Consider the following 14103-nt stretch of genomic DNA (forward strand, 5'->3'; position numbering starts at 1 on the left):
GCGCCGCCGCCGCCAGCTGGCGCAGGGCGTTGGCAGCCGACACGGGGCGCAGCGCCCGGGCGGCCACCCATTGGTCGATGACGGCCGTTTTCACCGGCGAGTTGCTGGTCAGCCGCCACACGGTGCGTTCGATGGCCTCGGGTGAGTGCTGCAGCAGTACCAGCGCCAGCAAGGCCGCGTAGTTGCGCGGGCGCAGCCGGTGAAAGAAGGGGCTGAAAGGGCGAAAGCTGGTGTTGACCAGCACGCAGCCCTGGATGTCGTCAGGTGCCGTGCAGGCCCACTCGGTGGCTACCATGGCACCGAGCGACATGGCAAGCACGTGGTAGGGCGGGCGCAGGCCCTGGCGCGCGAGTTCGGCGCGGCAGGCCGCCACCATGCCCGGCACGGTGAGCGGGCTGGTCTGGGTGTGAAGGCTGCCGTTGCCTGGCAGATCGAGGGTGACGATGCGGGTGTGGGGCAGTGCTGCCCGCAGATCGCCTGCGAAAGCGCCCCAGTGCGCGGCTTCGCGCGTGAGGCCGCGCAGCAGGATCCAGGTGTCCATGGTCAATACCACTCGGCCAGCGCGTCGGCCCGGCGCTGCGGATAGTGCTCTGCCTGGGGCACCCACCGTTGGTAGCTGCAAGCCGCGCGCGACAGGAAATCGAGCAGCGCCAGGTGCCGGCGCAACACACGCTGCTGGCGATGGTCGATCAGCGGGTTGAAGATGCCCATGCGCGAGAACAATTGGCGCGGGTTCTTCTTGATCCAGATCCACGAGCCCATCTCCAGCGTCAGCGGCAGGAAGGTGTGCCCCGGTTGCTCGCAGGACTGCAGATACAGATAGTCCCAGAGATCGCCATGCGCGAGGTACTGGGCGCTTTGGGGTTCGATGATGTAGGGGTGGTGGCTGTGGGCCTGCAGGAAGATCTGCTTGAGCGCATGCAGCTCGTTCAGGTGCGTGATGGGCCGGCGGGTGTGGGCGAACGGAAACCACAGCCGGTCGCGCACCCCGAAGCCCGAGTGGCAGTCCAGGGCCAGGCTGAACGGGCGGGCGAGCAGTTCGCTGCGCGCCACCTCGCACACCGCCTGGTTCTCGATTTCCATCGGATCGCCCATGCGCCCACGGTACCAGGGCAGGCCCGCGCTCAGCCGCTGGCCGCCCATCAGGAAGGGCACGCGGTCGAGTGCGTCGATCGGTGCGTTGCGCATCAGGTCCACCCCGTGGGGGTTGGCCCGCGTGGCTGCCCACATGCCGCCTGGGTTGACGATGGGCATGAAAACCATGCGCACATGCTCGAGCTGCTGGTGCAGCGTGGTGTCCCAGCGCAGCCGCATGACGATGTTCTGCAGGTAGGCCATCACCACCTCGGCGCCGATGCGCTCCAGTCCGTGCACGCCGCCGAAAAAGCCCACGGCGGGAACGGCGGGGCTCGCGTTGCCCAGGCTGACGGCGTAGATGGGAAACGTCCGGCCCGAAGCCACGCTGACTTCGCGCACCACGCGCGCCTGCAGGGCCGCGCCGCCCAGCTCGATGATTCTTTCCAGGGCCTGCAGTTCGGGCAGAACGTTTTCGGGCACGGTGGGGGAAGGGGCTGGTTTGCACGAGGGGGAATGCACCAGCATACCGTTGGCCATGCCCCGTGTGTGAACCAGGGGTGTGGGTGTGGCGAATTTGCAGGGCTACGCCAAACTGTCACATGCGCCGGGTATCTTGCAGCAGCCAACCACCTTCTCCAAAGGCACCGCATGCTCTGGAAACTGCTCGGATTGCAGAGACTTTTCGACGAACTCTTCGATGAACGCTGGCGCTGCCTGGACCTGCCGGGCAATGACTGCTTTTCCCATGAAGAATTCATGCTACCCACCCCGGCCCAGGACTGACGCCGTGCGCTGGCTCATGCTCTGCAGCATGGTGGCCTGCGGCATCGCCTGGGGCGTAGCAGAGCTTTTCGCCCTGCAGCGTGCCCGCTACCACGCGTGGCGCGAACGCCATCACGCGGCACTTTCCTAGGCGAGCGATGTTTCGATTCGCGCGTTGGCGGGTGGCACGGTTTCGGGCTGGCCGCCGCGCTGCGGGGCATGCCCACTCCGCGGCCCCTGCGTCACAAGAGTGGCCTTGCAGCCCTCCGCGGGGTGTATAGGGATCAAGGCAAGGGGACGGTGCAGATCCTCCCACCGGGAGCCGGGGCCTGGCCTTCCGGAACCAGCGCTGCCCGCCCGCAAAGCCAGAGCGAAGAAATCGCCAATGCGGCCAGCCACGCAACCGCGCTGGTGGCCGCCTCGGGGTTGGGGCCTGGCTGGTGGCATCGGGCCCTCGCCCGGGTGGCGCGGGCTTTGCCGGTGTCTGCGTTTTCATGGCCACAATGGTGTGGCTGTACCTGGCCTCCACCCTGTACCACGCCCTGCCGCAGGGGCGCGCCAAGCGCATCTTTCTCAAGCTGGACCACGGGGCTGTCTTTCTGTTCATCGCCGGCAGCTACACGGCATTTGCATCGCAACACCTCGGTGACCGGTGGGGTATGGCCGTCCTCACCCTGGTGTGGGTGGTGGCGGTCGCAGGCATGGCGCTCAAGGCGCTGGGCCGTCTGGCGTCGGTCTGGTTGTCGACCGCAAGCTATCTCGCCATGGGGTGGCTGGTGCTGCTGGCGGCCATGCCGATCATGGCGCGGGCTTCGCCTGCCGGGGTGGCCTGGCTGGTGGCGGGCGGAGGGTTGTATACCCTGGGGGTGATCTTCTTCATGCTGGACGGACGCATCCGCTACGGCCATGCGGTCTGGCATGCATTTGTGGCCGCAGGCACGACCTGCCACGCGTGGGCCGTACTGGGCCAGGGACAGGCTGCCTGGGCTTGACGGAACAGGACGGGGCTGGGCTGCCAACCCATCGACTTCAGTCGGCTGGGAAATGCAGCGTCACGCGCAACCCCGGGAGGGTGTTGCGGACGTCCATGTGCCCGCCGTGCAGGGCCATCACGCGGCGCACGATGGCCAGGCCCAGGCCTGATCCGCTGCGCTCGCCTGCGGGCCGCGCGGTGGTGAAGAAGCGTTCCCCCAGGCGCGCCAGCGCGTAGTCGGGCACCCCTGGCCCCGCATCCTGCACCGCCACGGTGGTGCCGTCGATCTCCAGCTGCACGGCGCTGCCCGGTGGTGAGAAGTCGATGGCGTTGTCAAGCAGGTTGGTCAGCGCGAGGGTGACGAGTTCAGCCTCCCAGGGGCCGGTGGTGCCATGGCCCGCTAGATGCAAGGCGACCCCGCGCTGCACGGCCCGTGCCTGCGTGTGGGCCAGGGCCGCACTGGCGCAGGCCTCCAGGGCCGCCGGCGTGCGCACCTGGGCGTGCTGGCGCTGCTCGAGCTTGCTGAGTTCCAGCAGCCGGTCGATGAGCCGCTGCAGTCGCTCGCTCTGTTGCACGACCTGGTCGGCGAACAGGGCGCGGTCAGCGGCAGGCAGCTCTTCCTGCAACAGCTCGCCCGCGCCCCGGATGGCGGCCACAGGGCTCTTGAGCTCGTGGGTGAGCGCGCGCACGTAGCCCTCGATGTAGTCGCGGCCCTCCAGGCGGGCACGCATGCGATCCATGGCCCGGGCGAGGTCGCCCAGTTCTCCGGGCACCTGGGGCACGGCGAGCGCTGCCTCAGTCGAGGCCGCATGTTCGCCGTCGGCCGGCCCCTGAACGCTCAGCGCGTAATCGCGCAGGCGACGCACATTCCACACCACCCACAGCGTCACCGCCACGCCCACGGCTGCCGACAGCACCAAGAGCAGCAGGCCGCTGGCCAGCACCTTGTTTTCGGCCCGGTCGATGAAGCGTTGCACGGTGCTCACCGGCTTGGCCACGGTCAGCACGCCGCCGATCTGCCCGTTCACTACCACGGGCGCCGCAACGTACATCACGCCGCTGGTGTCATCGCCTGGCACCGCGCGCGTGGCCCGCGCACCATAGTCGCCGCGCAGGGTGCGGGCCACATCGCGCCAGCGTGAATAGTCTTCGCCCACCGCGCGGTTTTCCGAGTCGAAAACCACGGTTCCCTGGGTGTCGGTGACGTAGATGCGGTAGTCGAGCGATTGCTTGCTGAACCCCCATATGGCCGCGTCGATGGGGCGGTGGGCGTAGTGGCGCACCTGCTGGGCAAAGCGGCCATCGCGCATGCGGCCCTGTGCGAGGTCGTCGCTGGCGAGTTCGGCGAGGATGTTGGCGGTGTCCACCATTATGTCCTCCATCACCTCGCGCACGCTGGGCTTGATCTCGGCGGTGAATACCCGCAGCACGAAGAACGCTGCGATGCCATTGATCAGGAAGAAGGCAAACAGAAGCCGGAGGCCAAGGCGCATGGTGGGGGCCTACCGCAGCTGGCACGCGAACCGGGCTACCGCGATGGCGGGCGCCGAGCAGGCGGGCCCGAATTCACGCATCAAGGCAATACCCCATGCCACGGTGGGTGCTGATGTACTCGCGCGTGGGGTCGAGTTCGCGCAGCTTGGCGCGCAGGGTCTTGATGTGGGTGTCCACTGTGCGGTCGGTGCTTTCGCTGTCATTGCCCCAGGCAGCGGCCAGCAGCGTTTCGCGGCCATGGATGCGGCCCGCCCCGTGCAGCAGGCAGGCCAGCAGCCGGTACTCGCGCCGGGTAAGGGCCAGCGGCTGGCCATGCAGGCTGATGCGTTGGCCCGCGGCATCGTCGTGGAACCCCGAGTGTGCGGAGCCCGCGCTGGCCACCACGCCCATGGGCACTGCCGCTCGGCGCAGCACGGCCTTGATGCGTGCGGCCAGTTCGCGTGGGCTGAAGGGCTTTGTGAGGTAGTCGTCGGCGCCCAGTTCCAGCCCCAGCACGCGGTCGAGTTCTTCGCCGCGTGCGCTCAGCACCAGCACCGGCGTGGCTGTTGCGCCCGGTCGGTGAACGGCGCCCTTGCGCAGGTCCTGCAGCAGGTCGAGCCCGCTGCCGTCGGGCAGGCCTACGTCGAGCACCAGCAGGTCGAAGGTGCGGGACTGCAACTGTTGGCGCGCGTCGTGCATGAGCAGGCTGTGCGTCACGGCCATGCCATCGCGCCCAAGGGTATAGGCCACCGTGCGGGCGATGGCCGGGTCGTCTTCCAGCAGCAGCACGTGTGCAGCCACGGGCGTTACCTCGTCACAAGCACCGGGAAGAGCTTGCCCAGGCCCTCGGCCATCACTTCCACGGCGAGGGCTGCCAGGATCAGGCCCATCAGGCGGGTCATGACGTTGATGCCGGTCTTGCCCAGCACGCGCGCAATCGGCTCCGCAAGCGAAAAGCACAGAGCGGTGGCGACCGCGATCACCACGCCGTAGCCCACCAGTGCCACGTGCTGCCACAGGGTTTGCGCGCGGTCGGCATAGATCACCACCGTGGACATGCTGGCCGGCCCCGTGAGCAGAGGAATGGTGAGGGGCACCACCGCAATGCTGCTGCCGGCCGCTGCCTTTTCGGCGCCTTGCTCGAGCTCGTGGGTGTGGGGCTTGGCCTCGGCCGGCTGGGCGTTGAGCATGTTCATCGCGCTGATCAGCAGCAGCATGCCCCCGCCCACCTGAAAGCTCTGCAGTGAAATGTTGAAGAACTCCAGAATCTGCAGGCCCAGCAGAGCACACGCTGCGATCACGCAAAACGAAGACAGCGCGGCCGTGCGGATGGTGCGTTGCCGCTGTTCGCGCGAAAACCCCTGCGTGTAATGGATGAAGAAGGGCACGATGGCCAGCGGGTTCACGATGGCCAGCAGGGTGATGAGAGGTTTCAGGTCCATCAGCGGCCTCCTGAGATGTCCATGAGCGTGGCGATGGTGTAGCTGGCTTCGTCCGAAAGCAGCCAGACGATGGCCTGGGCCACCTCGTTGGCGGTGCCTCCGCGCTGCATGGGCACCTGCGGCGAGAGGTCGCGCACCCGGTCGGGCAGGCCGCCGCTGGCATGGATGTCGGTTTCGATCAGGCCGGGGCGCACGGCGTTCACCCGCACGCCCTCGGCCGCCACTTCGCGGGCCAGGCCCACGGTCATGGTGTCGATCGCACCCTTGGCGGCGGCGTAGTCCACATACTGCCCGGCGGCGCCCAGGCGTGCGGCGGCGCTGGAAACGTTGACGATGGCACCACCCCCGCCACCATGGCGCGTGCTCATGCGGAGCACGGCCTCGCGCGCGCACAGAAAGCTGCCGATCACGTTGATGTTGAACATGCGCTGCAGCCGCGCCAGGCCCATGGAGTCCACGCGCGCGGGCACATCCACCACCCCGGCGTTGTTGACCAGGCCGGCGAGCCGCCCCAGTTCCGTGTCGATGGTCTGGAACATGGCGAGCACCTGGGCTTCGTCCCCCACGTCGGCCTGCACGGCCAGGGCGGTTCCACCGGCTTCGCGGATACCGCGCACCACGTCTTCCGCGGCCTGTGCGTTGGTGGCGTAATTCACCGCCACGGACCAGCCCTGGCGCGCCGCCAGCCGGGCCGTGGCGGCGCCGATGCCGCGGCTTGCGCCGGTGATAAGAAGCACTTTGTCCAAACCGGGTCTCCTGCAAGAATGGGGTGCATTACAGCATCCCGGCACGGGGCTGGTGTGCTGCGGGGCCGGGGTGGTGTCTTTGCGCCACAGTCCTTTTCTTCTCAAGGAGCAATTGCATGGGCCAGTTTGTCAATCTGACGTCGCAGGACGGTTTTGTCGTGCCCGCCTGGGTGGCGCAACCCGACGGCGCGCCCCAGGGGGCTGTGGTGGTGTTGCAGGAGATTTTTGGGGTCAACTCCCATATCCGCGCCGTGGCCGACCGGCTGGCGGCGCGCGGCTATGTCGCCGTGGCCCCGGCCACTTTCGCGCGCGTGCGCCCGGACGTAGAGCTTGGCTACAGCGAGGCCGACATGCGCGAAGGGTCTGGTCTCAAGGCGGCTGTGGAGGCACTTCCCGGCGACGGTGTCCTGCCCGACATCCAGGCCGCCATCGACCACGCGGCCGAGCGATCGGGCGGCAAGGTGGGCATCGTGGGATTCTGCTGGGGCGGCCTGCTCACCTGGCGCTCGGCTTGCAGCCTGCGGGGGCTGTCGGCGGCCGTCTGCTACTACGGCGGTGGCATGACGTCGCCCGACGAAACGGCGCGCCAGCCACAGGTGCCGGTGCTGGCCCATTTTGGCCAGCGTGATCACTGGATCTCCGTCGAAAGCGTTCAGGCCTTTGCGCGTGCGCACCCCGAAGTGCAGGTGCATGTGTACGAGGCCGATCACGGCTTCAACTGCGACCAGCGCGGCTCCTATGACGAAGCGTCGGCGCTGGTCGCGCGCGACCGGACCCTGGCCTTCTTTTCGCGCCATCTGGGCTAGGGGCTGTTTATTGAAGGCGGTTGCTGCCGTTCACTCACCCCGTGCACCGAGGCCTAATGGCCGCAGCGCCGGAGGTACGGCATGACGCATCTGGGCGTTCTGGCTAGTGCGTTCGACGCTTCAGTCGATAGGGGCGCGCCGAGACAGCACCCGCACCCTCGGCAAGCGTTGTCGCAGTGCTGATTCGGCGTCTGGTTGCGCTGCGCTATCGCTGGGAGGGTCCGCCAACCCGCAACGGGTCAGATGGAACAAACCCCGGCGGGGCGAGATTTCTTCGTCAGGCAGCCGCCGGGAGCAGCCTGGGTGTCTGAAGTATGGGCAGGCGCACCGGTGCAGGGGCATCTGAGGACAGGGCGCCCTGGGGGCTTGCAGCGGCCAGGGTGAAGACGGCGATGGTCGCCACCTGGCCCTTGGCCTGGTCCTGCAGACTGCGGGCGGCGGCCGACAGCTCTTCGACCAGCGCGGCATTCTGCTGTGTGGTCTGGTCCAGGTGCTGAACGGCCTCGCCAATCTGGGCCATGCCGCTGCTTTGTTCTGCGCTGGCGGCGCTGATGTCCGTCATGAGGGTGGTGACGCGCTGGATTGCGTCAACGGCTTCCTGCATGGTGGTGCCCGCCGTGTTGACGAGTTCGGTGCCCTGCCCCACGCGTTCCACGCTCGACTGGATGAGTTGCTTGATTTCCTTGGCGGCGTCGGCCGAGCGCTTGGCAAGATGGCGCACCTCCGAGGCCACCACGGCGAATCCCCGGCCGCCTTCGCCCGCGCGAGCGGCTTCCACGGCTGCGTTCAAGGCCAGGATGTTGGTCTGGAAGGCGATGCTGTCGATCACGCCGATGATGTCGGCGATCTTTCCTGAAGACGTATGGATGTCGCGCATGGTGGCCACCACCTGGCCCATCACCTCGCCGCCGCGCACGGCCACCGTGCTCGCGTCGGCGGCCAGTTGCCGTGCCTGGCGTGAGCTTTCGGCGTTGTGCTGCACGGCGGCGTTGAGCTGCTCCATCGCGGCGGCCGTCTGCTCAAGGGCGCTGGCCTGTTGTTCGGTGCGGCCCGCCAAGTCATGGTTGCCGGTAAAAATCTGGCTGGAGGCGCTGGCCACGCTCTCGCTGCCTTCGCGGATGTGGGTGACGATTCCCGTCAACTGCCGTTGCATTGCGGCCAGCGAGCGCAGCACCTGCGCCGCCTCATCGCGTCCATGCACGACGACGGGCTGGCTCAGGTCGCCCTGCGCGATGCGATCGGCGGCACCGATGGCAATCCCCAGCGAGCGCGATATGCCGCGTACCAGCGTTGCTGCAAACAGCCCTGCGAACAGCAGCCCCGCAGCAATGGCAGCCCAGGCCACGTTACGGACCAGCGCGTAGCGGGCATCGTTGGCGGCATAGGCTTTGCGGCCTTCATCGAACTGCAGCTTGACCAGTGCGTCAATATCGGCGCCCACCGGGGCGTACAGCGGCCGGATGGCTGTGGCCACCAGGCGGGCCGCCGCTGCAAGATCGTTGGCCCGCAAGGCCGCGATGGTGGGGCGCAGGCCCTCTTGCACGAAGCGTTTGCGGTTTTCTGCGAAATTTTGTGCCAGACGCGCTTCTTCGGGCTGGTGGGCGCGTGCCATGTAGGCATCCCAGATGCGGGTGATGGCGGCGATGTTGCCCTCCACCTCCGCGGCGCTGGCCTGGCTGATGGCGGGGTCGGGCGTGATCAGCGCGATCGCGATGGCCAGGCGATTGCGCAGCAGCAGGGCTTGAATCTGCGTGACCTCACCCGTCACCGCCAGGCTGTCTTCGTACATGGAATGCAACGCGTCGTTGGAGCGCCCGATACCCCAGAGCCCGAGGCTGCCTATCGCCAGCAGCAGCAGGGACATCAGGCCCGCGAGGGCCGCGACGCGGGTCGAAATCTTGAAATGGTTCATGGTGTTGCCTGGGGGATGGGTGTCGGGGAAACGGGGGGCGGACAGGCCGCGGAGGTGGCTGCGCAGTGCATTCCAAGCCATTGCTCGAATTGCGCCAGCGGCAGTGGGCGGCTGAAGAGGTAGCCTTGGTAGACGGGGCATTGCAGGTCCAGGAGCACTTGGCGCTGGGCTTCGGCCTCCACCCCCTCGGCGATGACGCACAGGCCGAGATTCCTGGCCATTCCGATGATGGTCTGAACGATGACGGCATCGCTCGGGTCGGTGACGATGTCGCGCACGAAGCAGCCGTCGACCTTGAGGTGGTGCAGCGGCAGTTGCTTGAGGTGGGACAGTGACGAGTAGCCCGTGCCGAAGTCGTCGAGCGCGAAGCGCACGCCATGCCTGCGCAGGGCCAGCATCTTTTGCACCGTGTCGGCGATGTCGTGCAACACGAGGCTTTCGGTCAGTTCGAGCACCAGCAGCCCGGGATTGGCGCCCGCACGGTCCAGCGCGTCACACACCTGCGCGACGAAGTCGGGGTGCCGGAACTGCTGGGCACTCACGTTCACGGCCAGCTCCAGATGCCGGGTGTGGGCCTGCCCGTCCCAGGCCTTGAGCTGGGCGCAAGCCCTTTGCAGCACCCATGCGCCGATGGAATGGATGAGGCCCGACGCCTCGGCGATGGGAATGAACTGCGCTGGTGGCACGGGGCCATGGGTGGGGTGGTTCCAGCGCAGCAGCACTTCGGCGCCGGTCGCTTGCATGGCGCCGTTCACCTGCACCTGGAAGTGCAACTCCATCTGGCCACGGGCCACCGCAGTGCGCAGGGCCGCCTCCAGGGCGGTGCGGGTTTCCAGCTGGGCCTGCATGGCCGGGTCGAAGAGGCAGTGGTTGTTGCGCCCGGCGTTCTTGGCCTGGTACATGGCGGCGTCGGCGCGCTTGAGCAGGTCCTTGATGGTGGCGTTGTGGTGGCGGAACAGGCAGATGCCAATGCTGGCGCTGCCGTGGTGCCACTGCCCGGCGAGCAGGCACGGGCCGGCCACCGCCGCAAGCAACTGGTCGGCCAGAAGGTTGACCTGCTCAAGGGCTGCGGCCTCGTCGGCCGGCAGCCGGTCCACCAGCACGACGAATTCGTCACCTCCGATGCGGGCCACGAAGTGGGGCGCCTGCACCGCATGGCGAAGGCGCTGGGCGGTGTCCATCAGGAAGGCATCGCCCAGTTCATGCCCCAGCGTGTCGTTGATGGTTTTGAAGTTGTCCAGGTCCAGCAGCAGCAGCGCGCGGTGGTGGTCGTCGCGGTTGCTGGCGGCAAGCGCGGCCTGGATGCACTCCTTGAGCAATCGGCGGTTGGGCAGATTGGTCAGGGGGTCGTAGTAGGCCAGGTGGTGAATGGCCTTTTCGTTGGCCCCCAGCTTGGCCTGCATCTCGCGCAGGGCGATGAGCAACTGGCTGATCTCGTCGTGGCCCCGTACCTCGATGGCAGAGTCCAGCTTGCCGTCGGAGATGTGCTGAAAGACCTGCTTGACGGCCTGCAGTGGCTGCACGATCGAGCGGATCAGCATCACCCCCAGCACCGTCAGTACCGCCATGGACGCCAGCAGTGCGTTGACCGCCATCCAGCGCGTCTTGTTGTAGCGCTGAACGCCGGCGGCATAGGCGGCGTGCGCCATCTCGAATTGCAAATCAACCAGCGCCTGGATGTCGGGGCTGGCGCGCTCGTAGAGCGTGCGCGCGCCGGTGGCCAGGCGGCGGGTGTCCTGGTAGTTGAGGGTGCGCAGGGCGTCCAGCACCGGGGAAACGGCTTGCTCCAGGTACTGGTTGCGCCGGGTGGCAAAGCGCGCTGCCAGCGTCCGCTCCTGCGCACTGAGCGGCCCCGAGGCATATTCGTCCCACAGGCGGTCGATGGTGTGCACGTTGCGCTCGATCGCTTCGCTGGCCTTGAGTGCGAGCTGGGGATCCAGGGTGATGGCGGAGGGGCCTGCGCCTGTCGCCGTCTGTCCGAGCGCGATCTGCAACTGGTGCTGGTTGGCCAGCATGAGGTGGGAAATCTGCCCCAGGGTTCGCACGGGCTTCATGCGGCCCTCGTAGACCATGTGCAAGCTCTCGTTGGCGTCCGCCAGCCCCCGGATACCCGATGCGGCCAGCAGCACCGCCACCAGGCCGGCGAGCACCATCATCGCCGCAAGGCGCGTGCCGATCCGAAAGCGCGAAAAGAGGGCATGGTGGTCCAGCCAGGGCGTGCGCGCGCCCCGCCTTGGGCGCAGGACCGCTGCGGACGCAGAGCCGGCGGGGGTTTTCATGGCACGGATTGGCGGGCGCGTGCGCAAACGCCGCGTGCAGGCGAATGTAAGGGCGCGCCGCGCAGCAGCAAACAGGCAGTGAAAACGGGTGGATTGGCCGTGGTGAACATGCGCGCTCCATCCTTTCGGGAAGGACGATCTGGTAGGTGCGTCACGGCGATGGGCGCCGACCTGCACCAGCCTGGCGAGGCATGTTCTGGGCCTCTGGTGTGGCGCCTGTCTGCGGGGCAGGGCAGGCAAGCGCCGATGAACACATATTTTTACAAGCTGAAGGAGAAGGGCGGCAATCCGGGTAAACCCGAGATTGCGCGGTGGCCTTCAAGGCCAGTGTTGGTGCCGAGCTTGGCGGCATCCGAGCGAAATGCGCCAGCGGGGGGGCCGCGCGCGCGGCACAGCGCGATGGCGGCGAATGGCGGGAGATGCCGTTGTTTCCCCGGGAATTTCAGGCGTCGGCAGAAACGCGCCCGTCAGCCGTGCAGCTTTTCGCAGGCCTCGATCGCCTGGGCCGCCACCTCGGAAAGCTTGCGGCGCTGGGAGCGTGACGCCGAGCGCAGCAGCTCGAAGGCCGCCGCACGCGGCAGGCGGTACTGCATCATGGCGATGCCGGTGGCAACGTTGATGTCGCGGTCGCTGTTCAGCGCTGCCTGGAGCTGGGCGCGGGTCTGGCGCAGCGCCTCGATTTCCTGGCTGCGCTGCAAGGCTGCCTGGACGGCTGGCTTGATCTGGACGATGTCCAGTGGCTTGACCAGGTAGCCCAGCGCGCCGAAGTCCGAGGCGCGCTCGACGGTGGCGGTGTCGCTGTAGGCGCTGAGCATGAGAAAAGGGATGTGGTCCAGGCCGTGCAGCCGCTCGGCCAGTTCCAGCCCGCTGCGCCCGGGCACGCTCACGTCAATCAAGGCCAGGTCGGGGCGCAGGCCCGCCGCCAGCAGGGCCTCGGCGTCGTCCACCGACTCTGCCGTGCTGACCTGGTAACCGGCGCTGCGCAGGCCGCTGGCGAGCATGGCAAGGATCAGCCGGTCGTCGTCCATGAGGAGCAGGTGGGGCGTGCTGGGGGGCTTGTCGGAAGAGGTCATGGCGGCTAGGCCTGTTCGGCCTGAATTACGGGGGGCTGGAATTCCAGCCGGGTCACGGCGCGGTCGTTCTGTTGTTCCATGAACAGTGTGGCGCCGCTGCGCGGCATCAGGGCGGCCACCAGGTCAAGGCCGGCGTGTCCGGCCATGACCTCCTGCGGCCAGTGCCCGGGGTTGGAGATGGTGATCTGCACGATGTCGGGCTCACGGCCCTTGCGCAGCGTGATGCGTACGTCCGCATGCTGCTGCCCGCCGTGCTTGACGGCGTTGAGGATCAGCTCATGCAGCACCAGCGCCACCGGAACGGCTTCTGTCTGGTGGATGCGGCAGGGCAGCCAGGGCTCGGGAATGTCCACGCACACCGGGGTCTGCCACAGGCCGCCAATGCTGGTCGCGACGGCGTTCGTCAGCTCGCAAAGGCGCACCTGGTCCATGCGTGCCTGGCCCTGCAGGCCGTGGATGACGGAGATGCTCTGCACCTGGCCGATCACCTCAGTGATGGGTGCCTGGAGTTGCGGGTGCGCGCTGCCGAAGCCGCGCAGCATGCCGATGATGCCCTGCAGGTTGTTCTTGATGCGGTGGTGCACTTCGCGCACCAGCGTGTCGCGGTGCTTCTGCTCCATCTCACGCTGCTGCTGCGCCTGGCGCTGGAAGTCGGTGATGTCGGTGATGGCCAGCACATAGTGCGTGATGCGGGCGTTGCCGTTCGTGACGGGCGTGATGGTGAGCCACACCGGGTAGGCTTCGCCGGACTTGCGGCGGTGCCATTCGCGGCGCTGCACGTCCTGGTGGGGCAGATGGTGGTCGTCGTGGGCCGGGGCCGGGTCGGGCGCGTTGTCGGCATGGGCGCACAGCGTGCGCGATGTCTTGCCCAGCACCTCCGGCGCCGTGTGGCCCGACATGCGTAGGAACGACTGGTTCGCTCGCAGCACCACGCCCTGCGTGTCGGTGATCAGCAGGCCCTCCTGGCATTCGAAGGCGATGGCCGCGATGCGCAGATCGGCCCTTTGCCAGCGCAGTTCAGACAGGTAGGCCGCCAGCGACATGCCCACCAGCGACAGGATCATCATGTACGACCCGTAGCCAAAGCCCTGGGTTGTGGTGATGTCGCGGGCAAAGAAGCCGGTGCCGCCCTGGGTGCCCCACAGGGCCTGCAGCGCGATCATGCACAGCAGCCCCACCGTGCCCGCCATGCCCAGGCGCACGCCGGCCCAGGTGACGAAGAAGAACATCCAGTAGGCATTGGCCACGGGGCTGAACAGGCTGCTTTGCCAGCCCGAGAAAATCACCTGGCCCGCGATGAACGACAGCGCGTACACCAGCGCACCTTCGGCAAGGCGCGTCTGCCGGCCGGACTCGCCCCATGCCGCCCGCACGGCCAGCACCAGGGGCGTGAGCAGCAGGATGCCCAGGGCCTGGCCCATCCACCACCGCATCCACAGGGGCAGCCAGGCGCTGGCGTCGATCTGCCCCAGCAGCAGCAACGCGGCGGTGCCCGCCAGGGCCCCCGCGCCGGCAGCGGCACCGCAGGCATAGGCCAGTAATTGCCGGCAGGCGCCGAAC

The 14103-nt window shown here is 67.7% G+C and carries 13 protein-coding genes; 3 read left to right on the forward strand and 10 right to left on the reverse strand.

What is annotated here, in order from left to right:
* On the reverse strand, positions 1-541 hold a 541-nt coding region (locus ACDELDRAFT_RS12520; RefSeq protein ID WP_005797241.1), incomplete at its 3' end, for an alpha/beta fold hydrolase.
* A 2-nt stretch (positions 542-543) separates the two neighbouring features.
* Positions 544-1557: a M14 family zinc carboxypeptidase gene (locus tag ACDELDRAFT_RS12525; protein WP_040329069.1), complete on the reverse strand. Its 1014-nt coding sequence runs from the start codon at positions 1555-1557 to the stop codon at positions 544-546.
* Between the two features lie 168 nt (positions 1558-1725).
* Between ACDELDRAFT_RS12525 and ACDELDRAFT_RS26000 the strand changes: the two genes are divergently transcribed.
* Together ACDELDRAFT_RS26000 and trhA are read left to right on the forward strand one after the other, a co-directional pair.
* Positions 1726-1860 carry a hypothetical protein gene (locus ACDELDRAFT_RS26000; RefSeq protein ID WP_005797245.1) on the forward strand — a complete coding sequence of 45 codons (135 nt, stop codon included), beginning with the start codon at positions 1726-1728 and terminating at the stop codon, positions 1858-1860.
* Positions 1861-2333: 473 nt separating this feature from the next.
* Positions 2334-2831 (forward strand): PAQR family membrane homeostasis protein TrhA, encoded by a 498-nt coding sequence (trhA, locus tag ACDELDRAFT_RS25715; protein ID WP_081470124.1) that lies wholly within the window; start codon positions 2334-2336, stop codon positions 2829-2831.
* A gap of 37 nt (positions 2832-2868) precedes the next feature.
* On the opposite strand, the gene creC is transcribed toward trhA, so the two are convergent.
* From creC to ACDELDRAFT_RS12550, 4 genes are all read right to left on the reverse strand, one after another.
* Positions 2869-4305, reverse strand: coding sequence for a two-component system sensor histidine kinase CreC (gene creC, locus ACDELDRAFT_RS12535; RefSeq protein ID WP_005797249.1), 1437 nt, complete (start codon positions 4303-4305; stop codon positions 2869-2871).
* 73 nt (positions 4306-4378) lie between these two features.
* Complete coding sequence (locus ACDELDRAFT_RS12540; RefSeq protein WP_005797251.1) at positions 4379-5086, reverse strand: winged helix-turn-helix domain-containing protein; 708 nt, start codon at positions 5084-5086, stop codon at positions 4379-4381.
* A gap of 5 nt (positions 5087-5091) precedes the next feature.
* On the reverse strand, positions 5092-5727 hold the full coding sequence (locus ACDELDRAFT_RS12545; RefSeq protein ID WP_005797252.1) for a MarC family protein: 636 nt from the start codon (positions 5725-5727) through the stop codon (positions 5092-5094).
* Positions 5727-6473 carry an SDR family oxidoreductase gene (locus ACDELDRAFT_RS12550; protein WP_005797254.1) on the reverse strand — a complete coding sequence of 249 codons (747 nt, stop codon included), beginning with the start codon at positions 6471-6473 and terminating at the stop codon, positions 5727-5729. Before ACDELDRAFT_RS12550 ends, ACDELDRAFT_RS12545 begins: the two co-directional genes overlap by 1 nt.
* A 116-nt stretch (positions 6474-6589) precedes the next feature.
* On the opposite strand from ACDELDRAFT_RS12550, the gene ACDELDRAFT_RS12555 reads away from it, so the two are divergent.
* A complete protein-coding gene (locus tag ACDELDRAFT_RS12555; RefSeq protein ID WP_005797255.1) occupies positions 6590-7279 on the forward strand; it encodes a dienelactone hydrolase family protein in 690 nt (229 codons plus the stop codon).
* Positions 7280-7556: 277 nt separating this feature from the next.
* Here the strand turns inward: ACDELDRAFT_RS12555 and ACDELDRAFT_RS12560 are convergent, their stop codons facing one another.
* The 4 genes from ACDELDRAFT_RS12560 to ACDELDRAFT_RS12575 form a co-directional block, all read right to left on the reverse strand.
* The gene (locus tag ACDELDRAFT_RS12560; protein WP_005797256.1) at positions 7557-9191 is read right to left on the reverse strand and encodes a methyl-accepting chemotaxis protein; all 1635 of its coding nucleotides are present in this window, start codon (positions 9189-9191) and stop codon (positions 7557-7559) included.
* Complete coding sequence (locus ACDELDRAFT_RS23660; RefSeq protein ID WP_005797257.1) at positions 9188-11470, reverse strand: putative bifunctional diguanylate cyclase/phosphodiesterase; 2283 nt, start codon at positions 11468-11470, stop codon at positions 9188-9190. The genes ACDELDRAFT_RS12560 and ACDELDRAFT_RS23660 overlap by 4 nt, the downstream gene beginning before the upstream one ends.
* 467 nt (positions 11471-11937) lie before the next feature.
* Positions 11938-12543 (reverse strand): ANTAR domain-containing response regulator, encoded by a 606-nt coding sequence (locus tag ACDELDRAFT_RS12570; protein ID WP_005797259.1) that lies wholly within the window; start codon positions 12541-12543, stop codon positions 11938-11940.
* Between the two features lie 5 nt (positions 12544-12548).
* Positions 12549-14103, reverse strand: a 1555-nt coding sequence (locus ACDELDRAFT_RS12575; RefSeq protein WP_005797261.1) for a sensor histidine kinase, incomplete at its 5' end; no start/stop codon positions are given.

The sequence above is a fragment of the Acidovorax delafieldii 2AN genome (assembly GCF_000175235.1).
GTDB lineage: Bacteria > Pseudomonadota > Gammaproteobacteria > Burkholderiales > Burkholderiaceae_C > Acidovorax > Acidovorax delafieldii_B.

Coding starts and splice junctions, on each gene's coding strand:
- ACDELDRAFT_RS26000 (WP_005797245.1), top strand. CDS start 1,726: ATGCTCTGGAAACTGCTCGGATTGCAGAGACTTTTCGACGAACTCTTC.
- trhA (WP_081470124.1), top strand. CDS start 2,334: ATGGCCACAATGGTGTGGCTGTACCTGGCCTCCACCCTGTACCACGCC.
- creC (WP_005797249.1), bottom strand. CDS start 4,305: ATGCGCCTTGGCCTCCGGCTTCTGTTTGCCTTCTTCCTGATCAATGGC.
- ACDELDRAFT_RS12545 (WP_005797252.1), bottom strand. CDS start 5,727: ATGGACCTGAAACCTCTCATCACCCTGCTGGCCATCGTGAACCCGCTG.
- ACDELDRAFT_RS12555 (WP_005797255.1), top strand. CDS start 6,590: ATGGGCCAGTTTGTCAATCTGACGTCGCAGGACGGTTTTGTCGTGCCC.
- ACDELDRAFT_RS12560 (WP_005797256.1), bottom strand. CDS start 9,191: ATGAACCATTTCAAGATTTCGACCCGCGTCGCGGCCCTCGCGGGCCTG.
- ACDELDRAFT_RS23660 (WP_005797257.1), bottom strand. CDS start 11,470: ATGAAAACCCCCGCCGGCTCTGCGTCCGCAGCGGTCCTGCGCCCAAGG.
- ACDELDRAFT_RS12570 (WP_005797259.1), bottom strand. CDS start 12,543: ATGACCTCTTCCGACAAGCCCCCCAGCACGCCCCACCTGCTCCTCATG.